The organism is Mesorhizobium sp. P2_C7, from assembly GCF_056404515.1.
On sequence record NZ_JBFUDW010000001.1, the window covers coordinates 630,610 to 655,156 of the forward strand.

General features: G+C 61.6%; 20 protein-coding genes and 1 pseudogene. 13 read left to right on the plus strand and 8 right to left on the minus strand.

The features are described 5' to 3' along the window. Positions 1 to 121 precede the first annotated feature (121 nt). Positions 122 to 3,382 carry a phosphoribosyltransferase-like protein gene (locus tag AC1D2G_RS03045; protein WP_477411928.1) on the minus strand — a complete coding sequence of 1,087 codons (3,261 nt, stop codon included), beginning with the start codon at positions 3,380 to 3,382 and terminating at the stop codon, positions 122 to 124. 557 nt (positions 3,383 to 3,939) lie between these two features. Here AC1D2G_RS03045 and AC1D2G_RS03050 point away from each other — a divergent pair. Next, positions 3,940 to 4,182 (plus strand): hypothetical protein, encoded by a 243-nt coding sequence (locus AC1D2G_RS03050; RefSeq protein ID WP_477411930.1) that lies wholly within the window; start codon positions 3,940 to 3,942, stop codon positions 4,180 to 4,182. Positions 4,183 to 4,454: 272 nt separating this feature from the next. Here the strand turns inward: AC1D2G_RS03050 and AC1D2G_RS03055 are convergent, their stop codons facing one another. Then, positions 4,455 to 5,039 (minus strand): hypothetical protein, encoded by a 585-nt coding sequence (locus AC1D2G_RS03055; protein WP_477411932.1) that lies wholly within the window; start codon positions 5,037 to 5,039, stop codon positions 4,455 to 4,457. 228 nt (positions 5,040 to 5,267) lie between these two features. Between AC1D2G_RS03055 and AC1D2G_RS03060 the strand changes: the two genes are divergently transcribed. Next, the gene (locus AC1D2G_RS03060) at positions 5,268 to 6,527 is read left to right on the plus strand and encodes a S8 family peptidase (RefSeq protein WP_477411934.1); all 1,260 of its coding nucleotides are present in this window, start codon (positions 5,268 to 5,270) and stop codon (positions 6,525 to 6,527) included. A 158-nt stretch (positions 6,528 to 6,685) separates the two neighbouring features. After that, positions 6,686 to 7,621 (plus strand): DUF1501 domain-containing protein, encoded by a 936-nt coding sequence (locus AC1D2G_RS03065; protein WP_477411936.1) that lies wholly within the window; start codon positions 6,686 to 6,688, stop codon positions 7,619 to 7,621. Positions 7,622 to 8,025: 404 nt separating this feature from the next. On the opposite strand, the gene AC1D2G_RS03070 is transcribed toward AC1D2G_RS03065, so the two are convergent. Then, on the minus strand, positions 8,026 to 9,759 hold the full coding sequence (locus tag AC1D2G_RS03070) for an adenylate/guanylate cyclase domain-containing protein (RefSeq protein ID WP_477411938.1): 1,734 nt from the start codon (positions 9,757 to 9,759) through the stop codon (positions 8,026 to 8,028). A 152-nt stretch (positions 9,760 to 9,911) separates the two neighbouring features. Here AC1D2G_RS03070 and AC1D2G_RS03075 point away from each other — a divergent pair, with 152 nt between their 5' ends. Continuing rightward, positions 9,912 to 11,147, plus strand: coding sequence for a YcaO-like family protein (locus AC1D2G_RS03075; RefSeq protein ID WP_477411940.1), 1,236 nt, complete (start codon positions 9,912 to 9,914; stop codon positions 11,145 to 11,147). A gap of 174 nt (positions 11,148 to 11,321) precedes the next feature. Here AC1D2G_RS03075 and AC1D2G_RS03080 read toward each other — a convergent pair. Next, positions 11,322 to 11,963: pseudogene (locus tag AC1D2G_RS03080) on the minus strand (magnesium chelatase domain-containing protein); the annotation flags it as partial. A gap of 182 nt (positions 11,964 to 12,145) precedes the next feature. Then, the gene (gshB, locus tag AC1D2G_RS03085) at positions 12,146 to 13,087 is read right to left on the minus strand and encodes a glutathione synthase (RefSeq protein ID WP_457150892.1); all 942 of its coding nucleotides are present in this window, start codon (positions 13,085 to 13,087) and stop codon (positions 12,146 to 12,148) included. Between the two features lie 236 nt (positions 13,088 to 13,323). Here gshB and AC1D2G_RS03090 point away from each other — a divergent pair, with 236 nt between their 5' ends. The 9 genes from AC1D2G_RS03090 to AC1D2G_RS03130 all read left to right on the plus strand — a co-directional run bounded on the left by AC1D2G_RS03090 (position 13,324) and on the right by AC1D2G_RS03130 (position 23,084). Further along, on the plus strand, positions 13,324 to 14,610 hold the full coding sequence (locus AC1D2G_RS03090; RefSeq protein WP_477411942.1) for a glycosyltransferase family 2 protein: 1,287 nt from the start codon (positions 13,324 to 13,326) through the stop codon (positions 14,608 to 14,610). Next, positions 14,607 to 15,005, plus strand: a complete 399-nt coding sequence (locus tag AC1D2G_RS03095; RefSeq protein ID WP_477411944.1) for a GtrA family protein — start codon at positions 14,607 to 14,609, stop codon at positions 15,003 to 15,005. The genes AC1D2G_RS03090 and AC1D2G_RS03095 overlap by 4 nt, the downstream gene beginning before the upstream one ends. 100 nt (positions 15,006 to 15,105) lie before the next feature. Further along, positions 15,106 to 16,932 (plus strand): GtrA family protein, encoded by a 1,827-nt coding sequence (locus tag AC1D2G_RS03100; protein ID WP_477302883.1) that lies wholly within the window; start codon positions 15,106 to 15,108, stop codon positions 16,930 to 16,932. 153 nt (positions 16,933 to 17,085) lie between these two features. Then, positions 17,086 to 18,435, plus strand: coding sequence for a putative bifunctional diguanylate cyclase/phosphodiesterase (locus tag AC1D2G_RS03105; RefSeq protein ID WP_477302881.1), 1,350 nt, complete (start codon positions 17,086 to 17,088; stop codon positions 18,433 to 18,435). Positions 18,436 to 18,651: 216 nt separating this feature from the next. After that, complete coding sequence (locus AC1D2G_RS03110) at positions 18,652 to 19,419, plus strand: SDR family NAD(P)-dependent oxidoreductase (RefSeq protein WP_477302879.1); 768 nt, start codon at positions 18,652 to 18,654, stop codon at positions 19,417 to 19,419. Next, positions 19,416 to 20,375, plus strand: a complete 960-nt coding sequence (locus AC1D2G_RS03115) for a 2-dehydro-3-deoxygalactonokinase (protein WP_477302877.1) — start codon at positions 19,416 to 19,418, stop codon at positions 20,373 to 20,375. The genes AC1D2G_RS03110 and AC1D2G_RS03115 overlap by 4 nt, the downstream gene beginning before the upstream one ends. After that, on the plus strand, positions 20,372 to 21,010 hold the full coding sequence (locus AC1D2G_RS03120) for a 2-dehydro-3-deoxy-6-phosphogalactonate aldolase (protein ID WP_477302875.1): 639 nt from the start codon (positions 20,372 to 20,374) through the stop codon (positions 21,008 to 21,010). The genes AC1D2G_RS03115 and AC1D2G_RS03120 overlap by 4 nt, the downstream gene beginning before the upstream one ends. Then, entirely contained in the window at positions 21,010 to 21,891 is an 882-nt protein-coding gene (locus tag AC1D2G_RS03125) for an SMP-30/gluconolactonase/LRE family protein (RefSeq protein WP_477411946.1), read from the plus strand. Before AC1D2G_RS03120 ends, AC1D2G_RS03125 begins: the two co-directional genes overlap by 1 nt. A 119-nt stretch (positions 21,892 to 22,010) precedes the next feature. Further along, complete coding sequence (locus tag AC1D2G_RS03130; RefSeq protein ID WP_477411948.1) at positions 22,011 to 23,084, plus strand: D-alanine--D-alanine ligase family protein; 1,074 nt, start codon at positions 22,011 to 22,013, stop codon at positions 23,082 to 23,084. Between the two features lie 100 nt (positions 23,085 to 23,184). Here the strand turns inward: AC1D2G_RS03130 and AC1D2G_RS03135 are convergent, their stop codons facing one another. From AC1D2G_RS03135 to AC1D2G_RS03145, 3 genes are read right to left on the minus strand one after another with little or no spacing between them, the layout of a single operon-like run. Next, on the minus strand, positions 23,185 to 23,598 hold the full coding sequence (locus AC1D2G_RS03135) for a GFA family protein (RefSeq protein ID WP_095083692.1): 414 nt from the start codon (positions 23,596 to 23,598) through the stop codon (positions 23,185 to 23,187). 42 nt (positions 23,599 to 23,640) lie between these two features. After that, positions 23,641 to 24,105, minus strand: coding sequence for an SRPBCC family protein (locus AC1D2G_RS03140; protein ID WP_477411950.1), 465 nt, complete (start codon positions 24,103 to 24,105; stop codon positions 23,641 to 23,643). Beyond that, positions 24,102 to 24,422, minus strand: coding sequence for an ArsR/SmtB family transcription factor (locus tag AC1D2G_RS03145; RefSeq protein WP_477411952.1), 321 nt, complete (start codon positions 24,420 to 24,422; stop codon positions 24,102 to 24,104). The genes AC1D2G_RS03140 and AC1D2G_RS03145 overlap by 4 nt, the downstream gene beginning before the upstream one ends. Positions 24,423 to 24,547: the final 125 nt, after the last annotated feature.

Consider the following 24,547-nt stretch of genomic DNA (forward strand, 5'->3'; position numbering starts at 1 on the left):
TTTGGCCACCATCTCGTGCATGTCCGGCAGCATTTTCACGAAGCACATGTCGGACCGCGCGCGCTCACCCCGAGCGAGCCGACGACCTTCGGGTGCAAGTATGGCTAGAAAGTCGACATCGCTAGTGGGTCACCCGCGGGAATAGGGGATGCCAGGGTCGGTTCGCGTCTGTGCGCGACGGCGACTGCAGGATCGGTAGCGTGTTGTTGGGACAATTCACCGGGAAGGTGACAAGTAGGCCTTGATCGCCGAAGCCTAACGGGTTCTGCGGGTAGATTAACGCGCCGAGATCACGGCAAAGCGTTTTGGCCCGCTCCTTCTCATCCTGGCTTGCCCAAATACCCAGGCCTTCGGCGAAGGCTTTCTCTCGCGGCCCCACGATATCGACGTAACGCAAGTCGAACTGCAGCCAGTCAAAGACGCCCATGGCTTCACGGACCATCTCGTCGCCGTCGGGCGTCACCGCTAGCGCCATTGCAGTCACAGGGATGCTCAGCTCTCGCAGCAAAGCCTCGTTCGCGCTTACGAAACGGCTCAAGTTCTTAGCAAGCGAGCGACCGGTTGCAACCAAATCGTCTAGGAAAAGCAAGGCCGCTGGCCGTAGTCCGGCTTCCATCTTCTCTCGCACCTGTTCGGAGAAATGGAAAGGAGCGACGATGCTCTTCGCAGCGAGCCCGTTCGTCTCTGCATAACGTGAGGTATAGAACTGGCCGCTCTTGCCTTCACCGTCAGCATAGGTGAGCAGCACGTCCGACCGGCGATCGGTGCGCTTGCGGATCACAAATGTCGGAAGCGATGGCCGAATAAAATTGTGTAGAGTTCTTAGCGCTTCTCGGATTTCTACGTCACTGTAGAAGCGCAGGCTCTGCAGTAGCTTGAATAATAGCCGCTGCTGGCGATGTCCTTCGACCTGTTCGAACCAGGCGCGCACTTCATCGCTCGTGATTTCGCGTCCTTGATAGGTAGGCCAACCTCTAACCAACGCTGCGATCTCGTTGGACTGGACAAAAGCCTCGTCCTCGGCGACCTGGACGTGGCGCGCCAATTCTTCGCCTAGGGCGTCCGCAATTAGCCGACTGCCACCGACTTCCACTAGCCAGGCGCGGAAGATTGGCAGCACGAAAGTGTATTGTCCCTGATTTTCGCGTAGCACCGCTCGGCCAACGAAATTGTGCAGCACAGGCACGATCTCGGTGTCCGGGAGCATCAGTCCATGCTTTTGCGCCAGCAGATTTTCGATGGTGATCGGCAGGTTGCGTCGTGCCGTACGGGCCACAAGCACCAGGGTTCGGCAGCGGCGCAGGATGTCCGGCTCGCGTTCGCTGACCGGCTTATGGATGCCATCCTGCCAGAGATGTGCAAACGCATTGGTGTCGAAAGTTGGCACCTGGGCCGCGATGGCAGAACGGACCTCCTGCCCTGTAACGTCCGAGTCGCGCCCGCGAACGCAATCCTCAAACACCGCGGCACACGCGATCTTGGCGAAGAAAGGATTTCCTTTGGTAACGTTGAACACTTCGGCAATCGCGTCTTCATGCCATTCAAGCACGTTGGCGCTGGGCGTCTGAACCAAAAGCCGAAAGTCTTCCCACTCGGAATCACGCGAGAAATAATCCAGTGGAACGCGGACAAACTTGTTCAGCTTCTGGCCTTGCCGATCCATTACGAACGGCATGTTCTCGCCGCCGACGAGTATCAGGCAGACGTTCTCGCAGGTCGTTAGGGCGCGGATGTTGGCGAAAAACGTCTCTGCAAGATTGCCGTGCTGGTATAGCTCAGGGTGGATCTCGTCGAACTCGTCAATGACGATCACATATTTCAGTCCGGGACGAACCTTTGCAGCGATATCGGCGAGCCGAGTGAGCGCGGCGATGCTACCGTCGAAACTGAGTGCGGGCACCTGCACTCCATCCGGGAAACTATCAATCATGAACTCGGCGATGTGCGTGCCCAGTTCGCGCAGCGAGGCCACCGGGTCGGCGTTGGCGATGGCACCCCAAAGTAGATACTTCGATTCGATCCCTGGCGCGGCCGAGTGCTCCTTCGCGAACGCAACCGCCGCCAGGGCAAGTGATGTTTTCCCAACCCGCTTCTGGCCGGTGACATAAAAAGATTCCATGGGAGCCCGGAGCATCTTGTTGCCGAGCGCCTGCACCTTGTCGACGCGCCCCACAAAGGTGTCGCCCTTTGCGACGTCGGTGCTATATGGCCGCCGGTACGTCTGAGCCTGCCAGTCGATATCACCGCGCTGAGCGTTTGCCGTCGCCATAAACTCGAGTTCCTGGCGCTCTTGACCCCCGGTCTCGTCCCATTTGACTGATACCAGGAATACGACGCCATCGGTTCCCGTCATCACCTCGCCGTTGAACACGGCCGAGAAGTCCCCGGAGGCGACGCTCCCAAGTAACAGCTCCTCGTTTGCGAACAGGAAATGTTCGGGATCAGCCTCGATCCGAACCGAAACGTTCGAAGCTATCCCGGGCCCGTGATTTCTCAAGGGGATTGAAAGCTTGATCTGGCGGCCCGCCTCACGGAAGGGGTAGCGCTTTTGCAATACGCCGCCCTCGCTCAGACGAGGGACGATCTGAGCCTTGAAGCGTCCGCGAACGGAGCTGAGGAACTTCTCCAGCGCCACGTCGGCGATCCCGAGGTAGGGTGCGAAATACCGTTTGGTCAAAAAATTGGAATGGGCTTCGCAATACGCGAGCTGATCCCCGATCGCTTGCTTGCAGTCCATCATGTTTGCCGGCAGGCTGGCCGTGTCTTTGAGCAGGCGTGCTATCTTGTTGTTGACGACCTCAAACCCGGCCCGGATCTGAGAAAGGTGCGACGGCGCGCAATAGGCCTTTACCATCGGACTGTTCAGCGTCCGCGCCAGCAGTTGGCGAGCGCCTAGAACCGCGTCGAGATCGGCCGGCAGATTGACGAACGGCGCCAGAGCTTCCTCAACGCGTCCGTGAACGGCCTTGAGTACCTCGTATTTCTCATAGGTTTGTCGCTTCTGAATAGCGCCGCTAAGACTCGCGATTTCGGGAAGGGTACGCTCAATGATTGTCACCGCAGGGCGGTCAATGGATGCCTCGCGCGTACTGCTAACCATGGCGTCGCGAGCCATGCAGCGCAATAGAGTCGCGGCCTCAAGAGATTGCATGGTGTCGCCCTGCGCCGACAGGGCATCGATCGCGTCAGCGATGCTGCCGCCTTCGGGCGGGTTTGGCAGCCGCGCGACTAGGATCTGACGCAGAATTCCGCGAGCGTCCTTCTCTCCGCCCTCGCTATCCAGAGCATCCTCGAGCTGTGCGACCAGCCGTTCAACTTTTTCGAGCTCTGAACTTTCAGTCACCAGGCGCTCCCAATGCCTCTCGATATTGATGTTAAACACGAAGAGCGAAGCCTCCTAATTAAGTCAATCCCGATACAGCCAAGTTTCGGTGCGCCAATGGTCCCGAACCGTCAAATACCGCATGAAGGGCAGTATCCCACACGACTTGCCGGGACCTGTTGGTCAATAAGCGGCCCACTCCGGTGAACGGAGACAGCGTGGTTTAATTAGCCACAACACCAACATGAATCGTCCGCCGGCAAGGGTCGCCTTTGACACGGAATACCGTTCCAGTTTCACTCGGAAGGAGCGGCGGCTTTGCACCGCCTCATTTCGGACATTGGCGAGCTGCGGAGTCGTGGTCGCGCCATGAGCCGACGCTGAGCACAAGGCTATGGTAACGTCTGATGTTGGCCGGAAGCGGAAGACCGAAAATGTCAACAATGTCTGCCAATGCGCCTACCGTCCGGTGCCAAGCTATGACCGCTGTTGTTCTCGGCGCCGCTTGTCTGCCCGCTTCAACTGATCGCGGACATACTCGGCCGATCGGCGACCGTTGGCGGTCGTGATCTTGTCATTGGCCAAAGACCCCCGTTGGCCGATTGCTGGGAGTAGCCATGTTTCAAGGCACTGTCGGCTGCGTCGATAACTTGGTCCAAGTTGTCGAGCGCCTCAAAAGTTCGTTCATGCCGCCGGGCGGCCCGCCGGATGCTGACGAACAGTCCGCCGGCCAAGCTAAGCACAAGCGGTATTGTTCCGCCGCGCATGCCGACGCCGCCGTGGTGCGAGCAAGCACCGCGCTTGCCGAGCTGGAATGCGCGCCGTCGCTGCAGGTTGTTTCCCCGCGAACAGCACCATGAACGTTGCAGAGCCAACAGCCCAGGGGCTGTTGATGAAGCGGCGATAAATTCTTCTGAGATGGCGAAGCATACGGGCAGTGCAAAATTGTTCGAATTCCGATGGCCAAGCCAAATAGCGCTACCGCCCGCGGCTAGGATGGCGCAGCCCCTCAACACGTTGCAAAGCGCCCCTAGATTTTCTGTACTACGCTTCGCGACCAAGGAGCCCTACTAGCTGGAGCCGGACCGCAATAAGGTGCTCCATGGGATGTGCCTTGCCGGGTTAAGTCCGGCTACCTACAGCCAAACAGCACCGCCGCGCCAAGCTCGTCATGATAATGTCGCCCCTGTCCAAATCTATGGTATTTTTCCAAGTAGTCGAGCAGGTCGGCCCTGATAAGGATGTCTTCCGGTATCTGCGGTACCACGACGTAGATTTTTCCCGCCTCGTCGAATTCAGGTTCCACCGTCACCCCATCGACGATTTGGTTCAAAACGGCCGTAAGTTCGGCTTTCAAATGAGAACTGGGGCTGCCGACATTAGAAAAGGCCAACCCGTTCGTGAAATCGCCCGCCGTTGGAAAAGCAGTGGCTCCGTCGGCAAGGAATATCAGCAGTTGCTGCTTAAAGTCCGCCACCGCGCTTGGGGTTCCGACCTTGAGGTTAGTCGTAGTACTACCACCGCTGTCGCGAAGGTTGATACTTTGGCCGGCAGCTGTGAATATTTGGCGATTTATTGTAATCTTCAGTTGGTTTCCAACCGTACTATCGACCGACAAGATGGTGGCCGGCGTAGGCAGGAGTTTGAGCCACGTCTCGACAATGGCCGCGCCGATTTCCCGCGCTTGTCGACCCTTCCTGAGATTCGCTCTGGGCATCGCATGCTTCTCGACACAGGACCATCTGTGAGCGTATGCGCGTTTCGCAGCTACCGCAAGATAGCTCTCGATGTGGAACAACGCCCAATTCATGTTCTTATAGACAGCGCACTGCCTTTGGGGGCATGCTGTTTCCGTAGACGTAGGAGGCTTGCTGTGGTCGTTCTACAGTTCCGTGCTGTTCTTATCGTGAGCGTCTTGGCATTGGCTGCCACTCAGAGATCGTCATTGGCAGACGAGATGCCTGCAAATGAGATCGCCGCGACATTTATTGCGCCTTACGGCGACATGCCTATGAACTCGAACAACTCGGCGGATTTTAAAGCAGAAATTCAGAAAACTGACAAAAAGGAAGTGATTTCGGTAGATTTTCCCGAAATAGGTAAAAGCTTTTTAACGCTAAAAATTACGGAAACAAGAGTTAAAGAGCTTGAATCTCAAGGCTTTGAACTTGCAGATCCATTTTCTGTTACCCTCTTTGACGCAGCTAGATGCAAAAATAATCCGAGGATAATCAAAAAGGATACCACCACCACTATCCAGGACGTTCCCGCAAACGTCTGCCGTGTGGTCGGGTCACCGGCGGAAAGTACATACGGCCCCGAGGTGTGGGTGCTAGACAGCGGAGTTGACCCGGTTGCGGTCAGTTCAAATCTTCTGAATGTGGCGACAAAGGTCGACTGTACGCAAAGCAGTTGCGTGATGGGGGCCGTGGATGATGAGCTGGGACACGGAACCATGGTCGCAGGTATCATTGGAGGAAGGACTTTTAAAGACGGATCGTCGCACTACACAGGACTGGCAGGGGTTAGCCCCAAGGTATCTCTGAATATCATTAAAATATTTGGTGATGATGTAACTGTAAGCGTCTGGGACCAACCTGTCAAAGCAATAAGATACGTCTTGGATCACGCCAAAGCTGGTGACGTTGTAAACATAAGCTGGGGAGCTAACTCTCTTGAGAGTGCAAGGACTGGCGGATACAGCAATGATATAACTTTGTTAGATATGCTATTTCATTTGATGGCGGATCGGAAACTACAAATTGTTGTGGCGGCAGGAAATGCGGAGCGAGCAAATGGCGGATGGTCGTGGGCCCAAGGGTTCACGCCGGCAAATTCTGCACCGTATACTTCGCCGGTCAGTCCTGGGGCAATATATAGTGTTTCTGCGGCTGACAGTAAATATGATCCAATGACTATGAAGTGGTCCGACAAGCTGTGGCAAGGCAGTGCATTCGGCGCTTCGTTTGCAGAACCTGGCGTCGAGGTGCGGTCCTTGTGGCTGTCGGATGATTCAAATAATCCGCAACAGAATGTGTGTTGGGGAACTTCATTCGCTGCACCAATTCTGGCTGGTTTGCTGGTTCGCGGGTCAGTGTCGCCAGGCGACCCTACGGATAGTACCTATCCTGACGCGGACACAGTTGCGTTCGTGACTGCGGGCAAGTCGGACGCTACCACACCAAAGCACCCAAAATGCAACTGACCCGAAGGGCAGCCCTGCAAGGGATTCTACTATCCTCCATGCTTCGTCCAATCGCGGCAAGGGCTAGACCGGCGGCATGCGAGCCAAAACTCCTGTTGGTATTTCTCCGGGGTGGACTCGATTGCGTTGCTGCGATCCCTCCGTTTGGGGATCCTGAATTGCTAACCCTGCGCGAAGCTCAGGCGCTTGTGAATGAGGAGGGGGCGACCGAAACACTCAAGCTGGACGGATTTTTTGCGCTTCATCCAGCACTGGCGCCGCTTCTGCCCTATTTTAATGCCGGGGAGTTGCTGATCGTCCCAGGGACGGCCATTGCGGGAGTGGAAAGATCTCATGCAGCCTCGGAATTTGCTTTGTTCGGGAGCGACTTTGACGGCCTCACCGGCTGGCCCAGACTGGCCTCGCTCGCCTTAGGGACGGAACCATGGCGGATCGGTCCGGCCGACCGATCCATCGATCTCATATCGGATTTGGCGTGGGGCAATCCGCTGCTGGACTTGGCCCTGCTTTCCCCTGAGCAAGCACAGGTGGGCGGATCGAAATGTGTGGAAGATCCGCTCGCGCAGCGAAGCTTATGCCAAGCGGCCAGGTTCACTTGCGCGGCGACCCGTGCGGCACAGGTGCTGGCAACGGAGGGCGGTCCTCGGATCGCAACGCTCGAATTGCCTGGGTTCGATACGCACATCAGCCAGGGCGTGCGTCTGGCGCGAGCATTGAAGGCCCTGGCAGACGGGCTCGTTTCGTTCGCCGAAGCGTCTGGAACGGCCTGGAACAGAACAGTTGTCTTGGTCGTGACTGAGTTCGGCCGTGCAGTGCCATTCAACGCAGACGGCGGAACCGATCACGGGACGGCCAGCGTCACGTTCCTGATGGGCGGTGCCGTTGCCGGCGGCCGAGTCGGCAATCAGTGGCCTGGGCTGGCACCCAGCCAACTTCGCGGCGGAACCGATCTTGCCGCTACGACCGATCTGCGAGCAATAATCAAGGCCGCGTTAATTGAGCATCTTCGCCTTCCCGACCGGACTGTTGCTAAGGTATTTCCGAGCGCTGCTGAACTGCCAGCGTCAATTGGTTTGTTTCGGGATGCAGGTTGATTGCCGTTAATCGGGCACGGTTGAACTATTCCTTCCATGACCGGCAGATCTCGCCGGATATCCTGCGATTGAGGGATCGTTGCGGCCGTCTTGCGGCGAGTAGCTATGCTCTGCACAAATTGTGGGACCTTGGGACATCGTCCGCTACATCTACTACGCACCGAGCGAGCCCAAGTTGTTGATCCCATTGCGGTTTCGGTCAGCCCCGCGATTATCCGAACCGCTCCATCATGTGACCCAAATTTTGGGCTTGGTGACATTATGGCTCTGTCCACAGGGTAGGTGGTGCGCGAGAGGACCTGCTGGATTACCTGGGGAAGTACCACAACAACGCACAGGGTCGGCACTATCATGAAGAGCTTGCGTCCGCGGTCCTTTTCGGCTGCCGATAGCAAACGTCAATTTCAGTCCGGCAGCCCTGCGGCGAGCAGCCCCTTGAACAGCGTGGCCCGATCCTCCTCCAGCCGATAAGGCTCCTTGGACACGAATCGACGGCAAGAAAAGCTGGGCGTACCCGCCAACACGCGAGCCGCATACGACTTTGCGTCGCTGTCCCGGCCAAGCGCCGAGCTCGAAGCGGCCATGTAGGCGGTAACCCATGCCGGCATCGTCGACGAACGGCTCAAAGCGACCAATGCCGACTCGGGCCGGCCCGCAATGAAGTGGACGATGCCGCGAAACGGCCAATACCAGGATGGTTCGTAGAGTGGATCGAGCACCTGCGCCCGCTCGAACCATTGCATGGCGCGATCCGGCTCGCCGCCAAATGTGTAGAGGGTACCGAGATAGGATACCTGTTCGGGATCGTTCGGATTGAGGTAGAGGGCCCGTGCGTAGAGTTGCGCGGCGACGTCGAAGTCTCGCAAGTGCAGCAGCACCCAGCCGAGAATGTTGAGGCAGACCGGATCGTTGGCGGAGAGCGCCACTGCCTTCTTGGCTATTGCATGCGCCTCTTCGAGCAGGGCATCGGAAGATCCCATGTCGCGAAACCATTCCAGCTGCTTGTAGTGAGCCAGCTTGGCGTAGGCACGCCCATAGGTCGGATCGAGGTCGATGGCGCGCTGATACCATTGCCTGGCTTCCGCTTCGCACGCTAGGTCGCCCAGCGGCAGGGCATTGCCGCGCAGCACGCACTCATAGGCCGCCAGGTTGGCCGGCGGCTTGCGCCGCGCCTTCTCCGCACCCGCTGCCTTGAGGCGCCCGATAACCGTGCCCACGATCTTGCGGACCAGTTCGTCCTGCACTTCGAATATGTCCTGATCGTCGCTGTCATAATGCTCGGCCCAAACGTCACCGCCGGACGTCGCGTCAACCAGTTCGCACGACAGGCGGATACGCTTCCCCATCCTGCGGATTCGCCCCGCAAGCTCGAAATCGAGCCCGATATCCGAGACCAGCTTCGGCAGTTCCACATCCTTGAGCCGCAACGAGGTATGATATGACGCGACGGACAGCTGCGTGAACCGCGTCAGCTCGGTGATGACGTCTTCCGTGAACCCTTCGCTGAAATAGGGTTCCACGCCGCCGGTGCTGACAAATGGGCGGACCAGGATCGATGGCGTGTTCGAGCCCGACGTCTCGGCGCCGATCCTCGGAGAGGGGCCGTCGGGTCTGTGAATAAGCGAGTAGACTGCCACGGGTCGGGGGATGTTCTTGAGCTGAAACTCGCCGCAATATTCGAAGGGCAATTGCAGCCCCGCGCGGACCTCCTCATGCACTTTTGCCGAAAGGCAAATGCCTCCGGGGGCCGCGATCTGTTCAAGGCGTGCAGCCACGTTTACACCGTCGCCGAACACGTCTCCGTCGCCGTCGACGATAATATCGCCGAAATTTATGCCCATTCGAAGCAACAGACCGGGCGACGATCGCTCGGGGCTTGCGAGATAGGCCTGGATAGCCACGCCACACCGGACCGCTTCGACCGCGCTGAGGAACTCCGCCACGACACCGTCGCCGGTGTTCTTGACAACGCGGCCGTCATGCCGATGAACGTAGCCTGGGACCTCGTCGTGCATCAGCGCCCGGACGCGGGTGAACGTGCCTTCCTCGTCTTCCGCCATTTGTTGCGAATAGCCGACCACATCGGCGACCACGATCGCAGTCAGGCGTCGCTTCAGGGTGCCGTTGTTTGCGGTCAATCCAGGCTTTGGGGTCAATCCATACCTCGGGTCGGACGTCCGAACGTACTTTAGCACATTTGCATGATGCTATCGCGCATGGCAGCATGTAAACTGCTGCACGAAGAGCTTCGGACGTACGACAGAGCGAAATCCGTTCAGAAGCGCTCGCAATGCGAAAGATCCGCACATTCGAGGTCTGCGTGGGGTCAAGTCTTCTTTATGGCCCGGTGGTGATCTCGGACCCATTGCTCGGCTGTCCTCTCACTGTTGCGGCCGGCCGCGTTCGCGCCGCCAGGGATGGCGATGAGAGCGCTTACTTCGTGTCTGGTTGGGGCACGACAGTCGAGCAGGCCCTGCAAGACTGCCTTTATGAGGCGGACGAGACCTACTTCGCCCAGATCATTCCCCAGGGGCGAATTCTCCGGTCGTGTGCCAATGCGATTGATGGGCGGGTCGTCGAGCCGCCCGGCGTCCTTCTTTTCAGCGAAGAGCAATATGACCGGCGGGAGGCAGGGAACCGACTGCCCCGCAACATGGTTCCGGCCCGCTGGGATAGATCCGCGCCTGAAGACTGGATCCTGAGCGACGACAAGCTCGGTACGGAGCAAGCCTGGGTGCCCGCGGGGCTGTGTTTCCTCGGATATGATCCCGGTGGCGAGGAATCATCTTTGCCGGCTGCCGACTCGAACGGACTTGCGCTGGGCATCAACCCTGAGGACGCTGCGATGAGCGCACTTTTCGAACTGATAGAGCGGGATGCGACCTCCATCTGGTGGTACAATCGACTTGTCCTGCCTCGGATCGATCCGAAGTCGATGGCAAGCGACACTGTATCTTCTTACGAGGATTGGCTTCGGCACCGAGGTCGCGAATTGCGGCTTCTGCGACTTACGTTGGATTTGGGGGTGCCAGTCGTTGCGGCAATCTCCAGCGACAGTTCCGGCCGGTATCCGGCGATGGGGTTTGCGGCAGGCGCATCGTGGTCAGCGGCTGCCACAAGGGCGATTGGCGAGCTTGCCCAATGCGAAGCGAACCTTGCTCTGCTCTCCCAACAGGCGCAGCAACAGGGAACGACCCGCTTTACGTCCGGGGCGCGGCAACTTTATCGCTGGCATCAAGAGACGGATCTTGGGCTGTGTCCATATTTGCAGGGTGGGAATAGCGGCCCTGCCTGCGCGGATGAATCACTTGACTACGCCTCATGCGTCAAACTCTGCCAAGAACGAAACCTGGGGGTATTCGCCGTCATCCTGATGCAGGACGAGCAGCGGTCTCTTGTCCGCATTTTCGCTCCGGGGTTGCGTTCGACCAAACCAAGGTTTGGCCCGGGCAGGCTCTATTCTGTTCCAGGCATTCTTGGCCTCACGCCTGCGGGCTCAATATGCCGAGACCCTTTCCCATTTTAGCGCGAAACCAAAAGCTGCTGCAAAGTCCAATTTGGGACCAACACCGGGGGGCAAGCTCTACGCTTCCGCTCCCTCAAAGCTGCCATTCCGGTGTCGGCCGCATTGCGGTCATTCCGGGGCCGCTTGGCGTTTAACGAGTGGTCTGGTCGAACGCAGTTTAATTAGCCACAATGTTAAAAGGTTGTGCCCGCCGGCGGCCGCCACTTCCAGCGCCCGCTTGGCGGTTTCCTGGCCCTTGATGTCGGCAAGGTCGGGCAGGTCGCGCGCCGAGGCGTGGATGCCGGCCTCCGGTCGAGACAGCACCTGCGTGCCGCGGAAATGATTGGCGATCGCAATCAGGCTGCGCGGCGCCAGAATGTCGAAATCCTTGCCGGCCCAGGCCGCTTCCGGCCCGCAGGCGAACGGGCAGATCAGGCCCTTGCCCTCGACGTTGGCGCCGATTGCCGCTGGCAAGGCGCCGGCCACCGCGGCAATCGTGCCGTCGAGCGACAGTTCGCCAAGCACGACGTAGCCGGCCAGCATGTCGCCCGGAATGGCGCCGAGCGCCGCCATCAGGCCAAGTGCGATCGGCAGGTCGTAATGGCTGCCCTCCTTGGGCAGGTCGGCCGGGGCAAGATTGACGGTGACCTTCTTCGACGGCATCGACAGGCCCGACGCATGCAGTGCCGCTTGCACCCGCTCGCGGCTTTCGGCCACCGCCTTGTCGGCCAGGCCGACGATATGCATGTTGACCTTGCCGGGCGCGATCATCACCTGCACGTCGACCGGCACGGCCTCGATGCCCTGGAAAGCGACCGTGCGAACCCGCGCCACCATTCGTGCAAACCCCGATATGGGCTAGCCCCAGCCCGTACGAGGCCACGAACGGCCCCGTGAGGAGACAATCACAGTTTCCCGGTCAAATCAAGAACATTACAAGAACATTCGGCCCCGCCGGTCGCGGCCGGGTTGTGCCCGGTTGAAAAAGCGGAACATGGTTAAGACAAAATGAAAACTGCTTACTTCCGCTTGTCCTCGACCGCGTCCCAGAACAGGCTGGCGATGTCGGCGCCGCCAAAGCGCCTGACTTCGCGCACGCCGGTTGGCGACGTTACGTTGATCTCAGTCATGTAGTCGCCGATGACGTCGATGCCGACGAGGATGAAGCCGCGCGATTTCAGCGCCGGCCCGATGCGGGCGCAGATTTCGCGCTCGCGCGTCGTCAGCTCGGTCTTTTCGGCACGGCCGCCGACATGCATGTTGGAGCGGGAATCGTGCTCGGCCGGCACCCGGTTGATGGCGCCGACCGGCTCGCCGTCGATCAGGATGATGCGCTTGTCGCCCTTGCGCACATCCTTCAAATAGCGCTGCACAATATAGGGCTCGCGGAACATCTGGCCGAACATTTCGAGCAGCGAGGCGAGGTTGCGGTCGGCCTCCAGCATGTGGAAGATGCCGGCGCCGCCATTGCCGTAGAGCGGCTTGATGATGATGTCGCCGAACTCCTTGCGGAAGGCGGCGACTTCGAGCGGATCCTTGGTGATCAGCGTGTCCGGCATCAGGTCGGGAAACTCGGTGACGAAGATCTTTTCCGGGCTGTTGCGCACCCAGGCCGGGTCGTTGACCACCAGCGTCTTTGGGTGGATGCGTTCGAGGATATGCGTGGTGGTGATGTAGTTCATGTCGAAAGGCGGATCCTGGCGCAGCAGCACGACATCCATTTCCTCCAGATCGGTGCGCACCTTCTCGCCCAGCGAATAATGGTTGCCCTTCTCGTCGCGCACCTGCATCTCCTCGATGCGGGCAAACACCTTGCCCTCGCGCAGCGATAGCCGGTCGGGCGTGTAGTGGAACAGCTGATGGCCCCGCCGCTGCGCCTCCAGCGATAGCGCGAAGGACGTGTCGCCGGCGATCGACACGGTGGAGATGTGGTCCATCTGGACGGCGATTTTCAGCTTCATGGCAGGTCTCCGGCGGCTCGGATGGCGACTGTCTTGCCTGTACAGGCTCACTGACCGTCTGCCAATCGCGACATTTTGAAGATTGGCATCAGACTACCGCAAGCCGCCGTGCCGATCGATTGGAGACAAGGCGAGGCTGCGCGTCATCGCTTTCTTAAGCCTTGCCGTGCAACGGTAAGCCCGAATGCGCCCGGCCGAATTGACGCAGCGCCGGGCACTCGATGGAACAACGACCAATGAACGCCGTCACCGCCATCCGCGCCTCCGCAACCAAACAGCTCGAACTCACCATTCTCATGCCGTGCCTCAACGAGGCCGAGACACTCGCGGTCTGCATCGGCAAGGCGAAGGCCTTCCTCGACAAAGCGGGCATCTCCGGCGAGGTGCTGATCGCGGACAATGGCAGCACCGACGGATCGCAGGCGATTGCCGCGCAGGGAGGCGCCCGTGTCGTCCCGGTGGCCCAGAAAGGCTACGGCGCGGCCCTTCTGGGCGGCATTGCCGCCGCCAAGGGCCGCTTCGTCATCATGGGCGATGCCGACGACAGTTATGATTTCGGCGCGCTGGATGCCTTCGTCGCGCGGCTGCGCGACGGCGCCGACCTGGTCATGGGCAATCGCTTCCAGGGCGGCATCGAGGCCGGCGCCATGCCGCCGCTGCACCGCTACCTCGGCAATCCGGTGCTCAGCTTTGTCGGCCGCCTGTTCTTCCGCATCAAGACCGGTGATTTCCACTGCGGCCTGCGCGGCTTCAATGCCGACAGCATCAGGAAGCTCGACCTGCAGACGACCGGCATGGAATTCGCCAGCGAAATGGTGGTGCGCGGCGCCCTTGCCGGCCTGCGCATCGAGGAAGTGCCGACCACGCTCAAGCCCGACGGCCGCAGCCGGCCGCCGCATCTCAGGACCTGGCGCGACGGCTGGCGACACCTGAAGTTCCTGCTTGTCTACAACCCGCGCTGGATGTTCTTCATCCCGGGCACGGTGCTCGCCGGCCTTGGCCTGTTGTTCGCGGCGCTGCTGGTGTTCGGGCCGCTGCGCGTGATCGACAATCTGTCACTCGACCTCAACACATTCGTCGCCGCCTGCTTCATGGTCGTCACCGGCGTGCAGCTCATCACCTTCGGCGCCATTTCGCGATACTATGCCGAGATAACCGGCATCCTGCCGCCAAGCAGCCGTTCCGACTGGCTGACCAGGACCATAAGCACCGATCGGCTCGCCGCCAATGCCGGCATCTGCTTTGCCGGCGGCGTCTTGTTCTTCGGCTATGCCGTGGCGCGCTGGGCGCATCTCGGCTTCGGCCCGCTGGACGATTCCGAGATCCCACGCATCGTCGTGCTGGGCCTGAGCCTGATCGTCATTTCATTGCAGGTCTTCTTCTCGGCCTTCCTGCTCGGAGTCCTGGAAATACCGGTCAAGCGGCTGAAGTCCGGCCGGGCCGGGCAATCCCGGGACCTCCCAGCCAATGAGTTGCCGACCTGTGAATCGCCGGCTAACCAACGGCCGGCGCGCGACGCATGAGCGAGGCCTCGCCGGTCTTTGTGCGGACGCGCCTGTTCCGGTTCCTGACGGTCGGCGTCGGCGCCGCATTGCTGCTGTTCGTCCTGTCGTGGCTCCTGGTGTCGCTGGGCCTTTCGCCCTTCATTGGCAGCGTCGTCGCCTATGCGATCACCTTCGTTGTCGCCTATAGCGCACAGCGTGGCTGGACATTCGGCGGCCAGCACGATCATGCCAGCGCCATGCCGCGCTATCTCGCGCTGCAGGTCGGATGCGCCTTGTTTTCGGGCCTGGTGTCGCATCTGGCGGTCACCCGTTTCGGCATGTCGGCGCTCGCCATGTCGGCGCTGATGACGGTTGCCGCAAGCACGGTGAGCTACATTCTGTCGTCGCTGTGGGTGTTTCCGGCGCGCGATTGATGCCTGGCGCCCAAAAGTGGCGCAAAATCGTCTCGCTTTACGCTTTGTGAAGCGGCCGGCGCTAGCGTGCGCCGATAGACACAGGCTGAAAGCCCCCTCCATGACCACCGCTCATACCGCGATGCTTTCCAAAGACGGGGAACGCGCCTCCTGGCGAGCGGACCTCATGCTGGCGCTGCTTGCCACGCTCGGCTTCCTTGTCGTCAACGCCTGGGCTGGATTCCCGGCGCTGAACAATGCCGGCGGCGACAATGACGATCTGCTGCGGCTGGTCGAAGTGCGCGATCTCTTGGCCGGCCAGGGCTGGTTCGACCTGCATCAATACCGGATGGGCCTGGAAGGCGGCTTCGTCATGCATTGGTCGCGGCTGGTCGATGCGCCTATCGCCGCCATTGTGCTCGCAGTATCGAGCCTGACCGGCAACACCTTGCTGGCCGAGAACGTTGCGCAGGTGGCCTGGCCGGCTCTGCTTTTCGGCCTGACCATGGTCTTCATCATTCGCGCCGCGCGCAGCTTTGCCGGCGATGGCGCGGTGCTGCCCGCCGTCATCGTCGGCGCGGCGGCGCTGTATTTCATCGGCATCTTCGAGCCGGCCGCCCTCGATCATCACAATGTCCAGCTGATGCTGACCGTCGCCAGCCTGAGTTTCCTGATCGAAGCGCCCATGCGCAGGCCGGCGGCGTTGCTTGCCGGCCTGTGCGCCGCGCTGACCCTGGCCGTCGGCATGGAAACCGCTCCCTATGTCGCCGCCATCGGCGTCTGCGTGGCGACGCTGTTTGCCTTTGACGCATCGGGCGAAAGACTGATCGCCAGGGATTTCGGCCTTGGCTTTGCCGCCGTCGCGGCACTCGTCTTCGTCGCCACCGTCCCGCTTTCGGCCTGGGGCCAGACGCAATGCGATGCCTTCTCGACGATGCAGTTCGTCGTCGCGGCTCTTGCCGGAACCGGCCTTGCGGCGATTGCCTCGCTCGAAGCGGCCGGGCGCGGGCAGCGTCGGCTGTCGCTTGCCGTGCTCGGCGTTGCGCTCGGCGCGGTCCTCCTTTTGCTGTTTCCGCAATGTCTGGCCTCGCCCTATGCCGGGCTCGATCCGCGCCTGAAGACGTTGTGGCTCGATCATGTCGACGAGGCGCAGTCGCTGTTCCAGCTTGCCGCCCACAATCCCGCCGAGCTGGCGGCGCGCTATGCCACGCCGCTGGTGGCGCTCGTGCTGATGGCGTTGCGCCCACGTCGTGGCGGCTGGCGGCGCCAGGACAGCCTCGTCGCCACGCTGCTGGTCGTGGCGTTCTTGGTCAGTGTCTGGCAAGTGCGCGGCTCGACATTCTCGATTGTCTTCGCGGTGATCCCGCTGTCGGCCTGGATCGCCAAATGGCGGCAGCGGGCCGAAACCAGCCCGTCGCGCGGCTCGGTGCTGCGGATGGCCGCAGCCTGGCTCCTCTCGGTGAACTCGCTCTGGTCTGGCGCCGCCCAGGTGGCGTCGGCGGCGCTCGCAACCGGTGTAAAAATCACCAGCGACGCCAGTGTCGGCGCGAGCGTCGACCCGTCTTGCCAGGCCAAGGCTTCGTTCGCCACACTCGGTAGGTTGCCCGATACCACCGTGCTTGCCGTCTCCAATATCGGATCGCCGATCCTGGTGTACTCGGGGCATCGCGTGTTCGCCGGGCCCTACCACCGCAACGTCGCGGGAGACCTGCTTGCGCTCGACGCGTTCCTCGGTTCCGATGCGCAAGCCAGGTCGATCATCGGCGATCATCACGTCGGCCTTGTCGCGCTGTGCCGCGGCAACTCGGAAAGCCAGCTTCTGGCCTCCACCGCGCCGGACGGTTTTCTTGCCGGGCTGATGCGCGGCAACGTGCCGGAATGGCTGGAGCCGATCGCCGACACCAAGGGCGCCTCGCTAGAACTCTACCATGTCCGGCCCAGGGGCTGAAAATTGGCCTGAAGCAAGAGCTGTACGCACCTTGCGTCGATCCCTCCGAACATGACGCGCTTTACCCGCGAATAATCGATTTGGGGATACGTTTCCTAAAGGGTTTGCTGCCAATCTGAAGCTAAATTCCGAAGTCACAAAACAGGGATACCGATGCAAACTTCGTTTGGCACCGGTCAGGCAAACAGGGAGAGCACGGATCTGGCGTTCACCGATCCGTTGACCGGGCTTGGCAACCATCGCCGCTTCTTCGACAAGGTCGATCGCCTGATAAGCGACCGTGCCGACGACCCGGCGCCGTTTACCGTCGGCATTCTCGACCTCGACGGCTTCAAGCCGATCAACGATTTGTTCGGCCACAAGGCCGGGGACGATATCCTGATCCAGGTCGCGATGCGGCTGCGCGCCTCGATGGACGGCCATTCCACCGTCTGCCGCATCGGCGCCGACGAATTCGCCTATCTCTACCCGATGGTGTTCAGCGAGGAGGCGGCGGCTGAGAAATCCCGCATGCTGATCGAGATTCTTTCGGCACCCTATGATGTCGGCGAACGCACCGCCAGGCTTTCGGCCTCGGTCGGCTGCTCGCTGTTCTATTCGGGCGATGAGACCACCGAGATCCTCATCAACAAGGCAGAGACTGCGCTCTACCACGCCAAGCGTTCCGGCCGTGGCCGCGTCGTCGTCTACACCCGCGAGATGGAAGAGGCGGCCAAGCGCGTCACCCGCATCGAACAGGCGCTGCGCCGCGCTGTCTCGGCCGGCGAGGTGGAGCCGCATTTCCAGCCCATCGTCGACCTCAACACGCGCCGCACCATCGGTTTCGAGACGTTGGCGCGCTGGACCGATCGCGATCTCGGCTCGGTGCCGCCAACGGTCTTCATTCCCATCGCCGAGGAGCGCGGCATCATCGGCCCGCTGTCGCAGCTGGTGCTGCGCAAGGCGACCGAGGCGGCCAGGAGCTGGCCGAAGGACCTGTTCCTGTCCTTCAACCTGTCGCCCTCGCAGCTCGTCGACCAGAACACCGGCCTGCACATTCTGGCGATACTTGAGCGCACCGGCTTCGATCCGCGCCGGCTGGAGATAGAGATCACCGAGACCGGCCTGATGAACGATCCGGCCTCGGCCGAGAAGATCGTCGAGGATCTGCGCCGCGTCGGCATCCGCGTTTCGCTCGACGATTTCGGCACCGGCCAGTCTTCGCTCGGCCGCCTGCGCGAATTTCATTTCGACAAGCTCAAGATCGACCGCGCCTTCGTCTCTTCCATTCTCGACGACCGCCCGTCCGAACACATCATCCGTGCCATTCTCGCCATGTGCGAGGGGCTCGGCATGGACGTGGTCGCCGAAGGCATCGAGCAGGAGGCGCAGGCCGACCGCCTCGTCCAGTTCGGCTGCGCCGGCGGGCAGGGCTATCTGTTCGGCAAACCGGTCGATGCCGATGCCACGCTTGGCTACCTCCGCGATTCCTTCCGCGGCGCCTTGCGCGCCAACGCGATCTGACCGGCTGGCTCGAAGCGGCCCCGCAATCCCTGTGGGGCAGCTGTGCGTCCGCTGCGGCGCATTGTCGTTTTGTCTGACATAAGCCCGCAATCCGTCGTTTCGCCCTTGCCCGCACGACGTGTCTGGCTAGGATGCGCGCCGGCCTGACAACAGCGCCGCGCGTCCTTCAGGACGCGCAAAGGATACTGTCGGGGTCATGCGCAGGGAGAAAAAAATATGATGCCATCGGCGCATTTTGCCGACCTCGAGGGGGCCTCGGTGCTGATCACCGGCGGCGGCTCCGGAATTGGCGCGGCACTGACCGAGGGTTTTGTGCGCCAGGGCGCCAATGTCGCCTTCATCGACATCGCCGACGGCCCCAGCACTGTCCTTGCCGACCGCATCGAGAAATCTTTCGGCCGCCGGCCGCTGTATCTCAAGACCGACCTGCGCGACGTCGAGGCCTTGCGGACCTCCGCAGCCAGGGCGGCCGACGCGCATGGCGATGTCACCGTGCTGGTCAACAATGCGGCGCTTGACGAGCGCCACGCCGTCGAAGACGTGACGGTGGAATTCTGGGACAACAACCAGGCGATCAATCTCAGGCCGCATTTCTTCACCGCGCAAGCGGTGGCGCCGGGCATGAAGCGGGCCGGCGGCGGCTCGATCATCAACTTCACTTCGACGTCCTACCTGATCAACCACCCCGACATGCCGGCCTACACCGCCGCCAAGGCCGGCATCCTCGGTCTGACCAAGGGGCTGGCCGGCAAGCTTGGCGTCGACGGCATCCGCGTCAACGCCATTGCGCCCGGCTGGGTGATCACCGAGCGGCAGAAGGAGCTTTGGGTGACCGAACAGGCGCTTGCCGCCCATGTCGCCAAGCAGTGCATCAAGCAGGTGATGCAGCCCGACGACATCGTCGGCACGGTGCTGTTCCTCGCCTCGGATGCCTCGCGCATGCTGACCGCGCAGATGCTGATCGTCGATGGAGGTTTCCTGTGAGCCCAGGGTTTGCCGGCAACGCGCCGGCGGTAGCCGTCGTCGACTGGGGCACGACCCGCATGCGGGTCTGGCTGATCGACAAGGGTGGCAAGGTCCTCGCCGAACGCCGTGGCGATGACGGCCTGATCACCGCCCAGCAAAGGGGGTTTTCGACCATTCTCGAAGGGCATCTGGCGGCCATGGCCGCGCCGCAGACGCTCCCTGTCATCATCTGCGGCATGGCCGGCTCTCGCCAGGGCTGGCTCGAGGCGCCCTATGTCACCGTTCCGGCGCCCCTCAGCGCCATCCTGGCGGGTGCGGCACGGGTACCCGGCCAGCACCGCGATGTCCGCATCGTGCCGGGCCTCGCCCAGCGCCAGATCGATGCGCCCGACGTGATGCGTGGCGAGGAAACACAGCTTGCCGGCGCCGGCCTGCCGGCCAAGGGGCGCCACCTGGTCTGCATGCCCGGCACCCATTCGAAATGGGTGCTGGTCGAGGATGGCGCGGTTGCCGGTTTCGGGACTTGGCCGACCGGCGAGCTGTTTTCGGTGCTTGCCACGCACTCGATCCTGCGCCATTCGCTCGGCGAACATCCCAAGCCGGTCACCCCTAGCAATCCATTCTTCCGCAGTTGGTGCGAAACCGCACTGGCCGAGGCCGGCGATGTCACCTCGAGGTTGTTTTCCATCCGTGCCGCGGGCCTGCTGCAGGATCTAAAAGCCGATGATGCCGCCGCTTGCCTGTCCGGCCTTTTGATCGGTGGCGAGATAGCCTCGGCCAGCCGCCGCCATGGCGCCGGCGCCGAACCTGTCGTGCTGGTGGCGTCCGGTGCGCTTTCAGCGCTTTACCAGACCGCACTCGGCCTTGCCGGACTTGAGGTCCGCACCGTCGATGCCGACGAGGCTGTGCGTGCCGGGCTCATCGAAGCGGCACGCGAGAACGGCATGATCGCCAGAACCGGAGCAGCCCGATGAGCCAGACCGCACCTTTCCCAAAGCTCAAGCGCGGCCTGGTCGCCATCCTGCGCGGACTCAAGCCGGTCGAAGCGATCGCGATCGGCCAGGCGCTGTTCGATGCGGGCATCGAGGCGATCGAAGTGCCGCTCAACTCGCCGGAGCCGTTTTCGTCGATCGCCCGGATTGTCGAAGTGCTGCCGAAAACGGCACTGGTCGGCGCCGGCACGGTGCTGACGCCAGCCGATGTCGATGGCTTGCACAAGGCCGGCGGGCGGCTACTGGTCAGCCCCAACATCGATGCCGAAGTGATGGCGCGTGCGATGCATCACGGCATGGTCACCATGCCCGGCGTGTTCACGCCCACCGAAGCCTTCCAGGCGATCCGGCTCGGCGCTTCGGCATTGAAATTCTTCCCGGCGAGCGTGCTCGGCGCCAGCGGCATTTCCGCGATCCGGGCGGTGCTGCCGGCGCAGACATTGGTCGGCGCGGTTGGCGGCGTTTCGGAGAAGGACTTTGCCGGCTACAAGGCGGTGGGGGTGACGGTGTTTGGTCTCGGCTCCAGCCTGTTCAAGCCTGGCATGAGCGTCGACGAGGTGGCTGCGCGCGCGCATGCCGCCGTCGAGGCCTGGGATGCGGTGTTCGGAGAAGCATGATGAGCGAAGCGATCGTTTCGGTTTTTTCCGACCACATCTGCCAGCTCGGCGAAGGGCCAAGCTACGATCCAGTCACCGATGGGCTGTTCTGGTTCGACATCGTCAACGGCCAGCTTCTGGAAAAGCCCGTGGCCGGCGGCGCGCTCAAAATCCACGAGCTTGGCCAGATGGCAAGTGCCATCGCCATCATCGACGACCAGCGCCAGCTGATCGCCACCGAGACCGGGCTTCATGTCCGCGATGTCGCGACCGGCACAATGAGCCTGCACACGCCGATCGAGGCCGACAATCCCGCCACCCGCTCCAACGATTCCCGCGTCCATCCCTGTGGCGCCCTATGGACCGGAACGATGGGCAAGATGGAGCAAAAGGGCGCCGGCTCCATCTACTGGTTTTTCAAGGGCGAACTGCGCCGCCTGTTTTCGGACATCACGGTCTCCAACTCGATATGCTTTTCGCAAGATGGCGGGCTCGCCTATTACACCGACACCTCGACCGGATTGTTGATGCGCGTGGACTGCGACCCGGCGACCGGCCTGCCCACCGGCGAGCCGAAAGTGTTCGTCGATCACCGCTCGTCCAACGGTTATGTCGACGGCTCGGTGGTCGATCGTGACGGCGTGCTGTGGAACGCCGTCTGGGGCGGCAAAGTGGTCAAGGCTTATGCTCCTGACGGCACGCTGCTGCGGTCCGTCGCGATGCCGGTGACACAGCCATCCTGTCCGGCCTTTGTCGGCAAGAACGCCGACCGGTTGGCGGTGACATCCGCCTGGAAGGGCAAGGACGAGAAGCAGCGCAAGCTCGATCCGCAGGCGGGCATGACCTTTCTGCTCGACATCAAGGTCAACGGCCGTTTCGAGCCGCGCGTGCTGATCGCCTGATTGAACACGGTCGGCGGTTGGTTGTCACGCAACCGTCCGACCCGGTCGGTTTCGCGGCAGCCGATTGCGCTTTTCATGCGATGGTAGGCGACGCCATCGCTGGAAAACCATGCAAATCCATGACGAGCCAAACGCCAAGACTGATCCTCGTCCACGAGCCGGAAAAAGCCTGCCACGACCGTCTCGTCGCCGACGGCCATGCACCGGAGCGTGCCACCGAAATCGCCTCCTATCTGGCGCAGTCGACCGATCTCGCCCATGAATTCGATGCGCTTGCCGCTGCTTGCCAGGCGCGCGGCCTTTCGTTCACGCCGGTGGCGCTGGACGATGCCGCGGGCGTGCTCGCCGGCGAGCATCCCGGCACGACGCTGGTCTGGACGCTGACCGACGGCATTGCCTATTTCCGGGGCAGCGCCGCACCCGCCTTGGCGAGGCTCGGCGGGCTCAAGACGATCGGCGCCGACGATGCGCTGTTTGCGCTCTGCCAGGACAAGTTCCGTTCCGGCGCGGTGCTCGGCGCGCTCGGCCTGCCGGTGCCGCAGGCCGGTCTTGCTCGCGACGGCAAATGGCTGGTCGAGCCGCCTGCATCTGCCGCCGGCTGGTTCGTCAAGCCCAACCGGCTAGGCGCCAAGATCGGCATCTGGGCGGATTCGCGCATAAACGATCTCGGCCACGCACTGGAGCTTAGCCGGCGTGTGTTTGCGGCCTATCGCGACGATGTCGTTGTCCAGCCCTATGTCGCCGGCCGCAACGTGCGCGCCAGTTTCCTCGGCCTTGTGCCGGGCGCGGGGGTCGAAGCGCTTGGCGTAGCCTTTGTCGATTCGGGCGCCGATTTCCAGACCATGGCGGACAGCCTGGCGCTCTACGGCGACACCGGCGAGGCGGCGAAGGCGGCCGGACACTATGCCGAACCGGAGCTCGTTGCGGTCGCCGACAGCCAGCCGATCGCCGACGCCAGGGTTCGCGCGATCGCCGAGCGGCTTATGAACGGGCTTGGCCTGCGCGACGTGTTTTCCATCGACCTTCGCGTCGACGCCGATGACATGGTCCACCTCATCGAGTTCGAGGTCTGCCCCGGCCTGCCTTGCTTCGATTTCCGCGCCTACTGCCGCCAGCAATGGGATCTCGAGCTTGCCGACGCCATGGCCGAAACCGCGGCCAGCCGGCTGCTCGGCCAAAACCACCATATTTGAACGGCGCGGCAGCACATCCGGAAATGCTCGGGCGCCGCCACCAAGGCGCAAGCGCCCGCGACGAGCGCCCGACATGACATGACAGCCCGAGGCGAACCCGCTATCCCGGCATTCGCTCGAATTTCTGCAACGTGGGATCGATCGTGTCCCATGCATGGCCGCGGATGGCGTATGTGACCACCTGCGGGTCGAATTGGCCGGGGTCGTCAAGGCTGGTCGCGTTGACCGCAATCAGGTCCGGCATGGCGACGAATGTCAGGTAGACCGGCGTTCCACAGGTCGGGCAGAAGGCGTGGACCTTTTCGTTGCCGCTGTCGCCTCTCACACGCCAGGTGGTCGCCTCGCCTGCAATTTTCATGTCGGCGCGCCGGCCGAAGGTCAGATAGGATCCGTGGCCGGTGCCTGCACGCTTCTGGCAGTCGAGACACTGGCAGTGGTTCTGGAAGATGGGCTCGCCGCTGGTTTCATAGCGGATCGCGCCGCATGCACAGCCACCGATATAGCGCTTGGTCATTGTCGTTCTCCACTGGCCTGGTTCTGCATGATATCGCAGGCATCAGGCCGATTTCGGCTTGGCGAAAAGGTCGATGCCGCTGCCGGTTTCGAGGAAGGATTTCATGCTGGACAGCACCGCCGGCCACCCTTGGCTGACGCCTTTCGCCATGCCGCTGCCGACTTCGAGTTCGTCATGGGTGACGGTCAGCCGCACCATGGTGTCGTATTCCTCGATGCCGAACGTCACCCGGCTGTATTGCGTGGGATCGTTGGCCTGCGAAGCGTTGGCCCAGGTGATGACGAGACGGGTCGGCGGCGAGATCTCGACGACCTTGCCGACGAGTTCGACGGTCCGCTCGTCATTGGCGCGGATATGCTCCCATGTCGATCCCTGCTTCCAGTCGGAGACGTTCTCGTGGCCCCAGTAGCGTTTCGCAATGTCAGGCCTGGTTATGGCCTCGAAAACTTTTTGCGGCGTCGATTTGATGTAGGTCACGTAGACAAAGCTGGTTGTCTCTCGGGTCATTGGTCATCTCCTTCGAGTTCTTGCTTCAGATCGTGCAACAGGCTGAGCCGCTGCCGTTCGAATTTCCGCACCCACCGCTCGTAGACTTCGTGCAGCGGCACGGGGTTGATAAAATGCAGTTTTTCCCGGCCGCGCTTGACCGTGCTCACCAGGTTCGCCGCTTCCAGCAGGTCGATGTGCTGGGTGGCGGATTGCCTCGCCATGTCCAGGTTTTCGCAAAGCTGACTGAGCGTCTGCCCGTTCTTCTCGCAAAGAAGGTCAAGCAGCCTTCTGCGTGTCGGGTCGCCCAGTGCCTTGAAAACCTTGTCAGCGTCCATCCGCCTCACTCGTTGCTTTCGAGGTGTAATATGCAGGTAAATACCTGCATGTCAACTAGCAACCAGCCCGGTCGCTTCACCTCGACTCTGGCTCGGCGGTCAATTGTTGGATGGGCCGTGCGCCG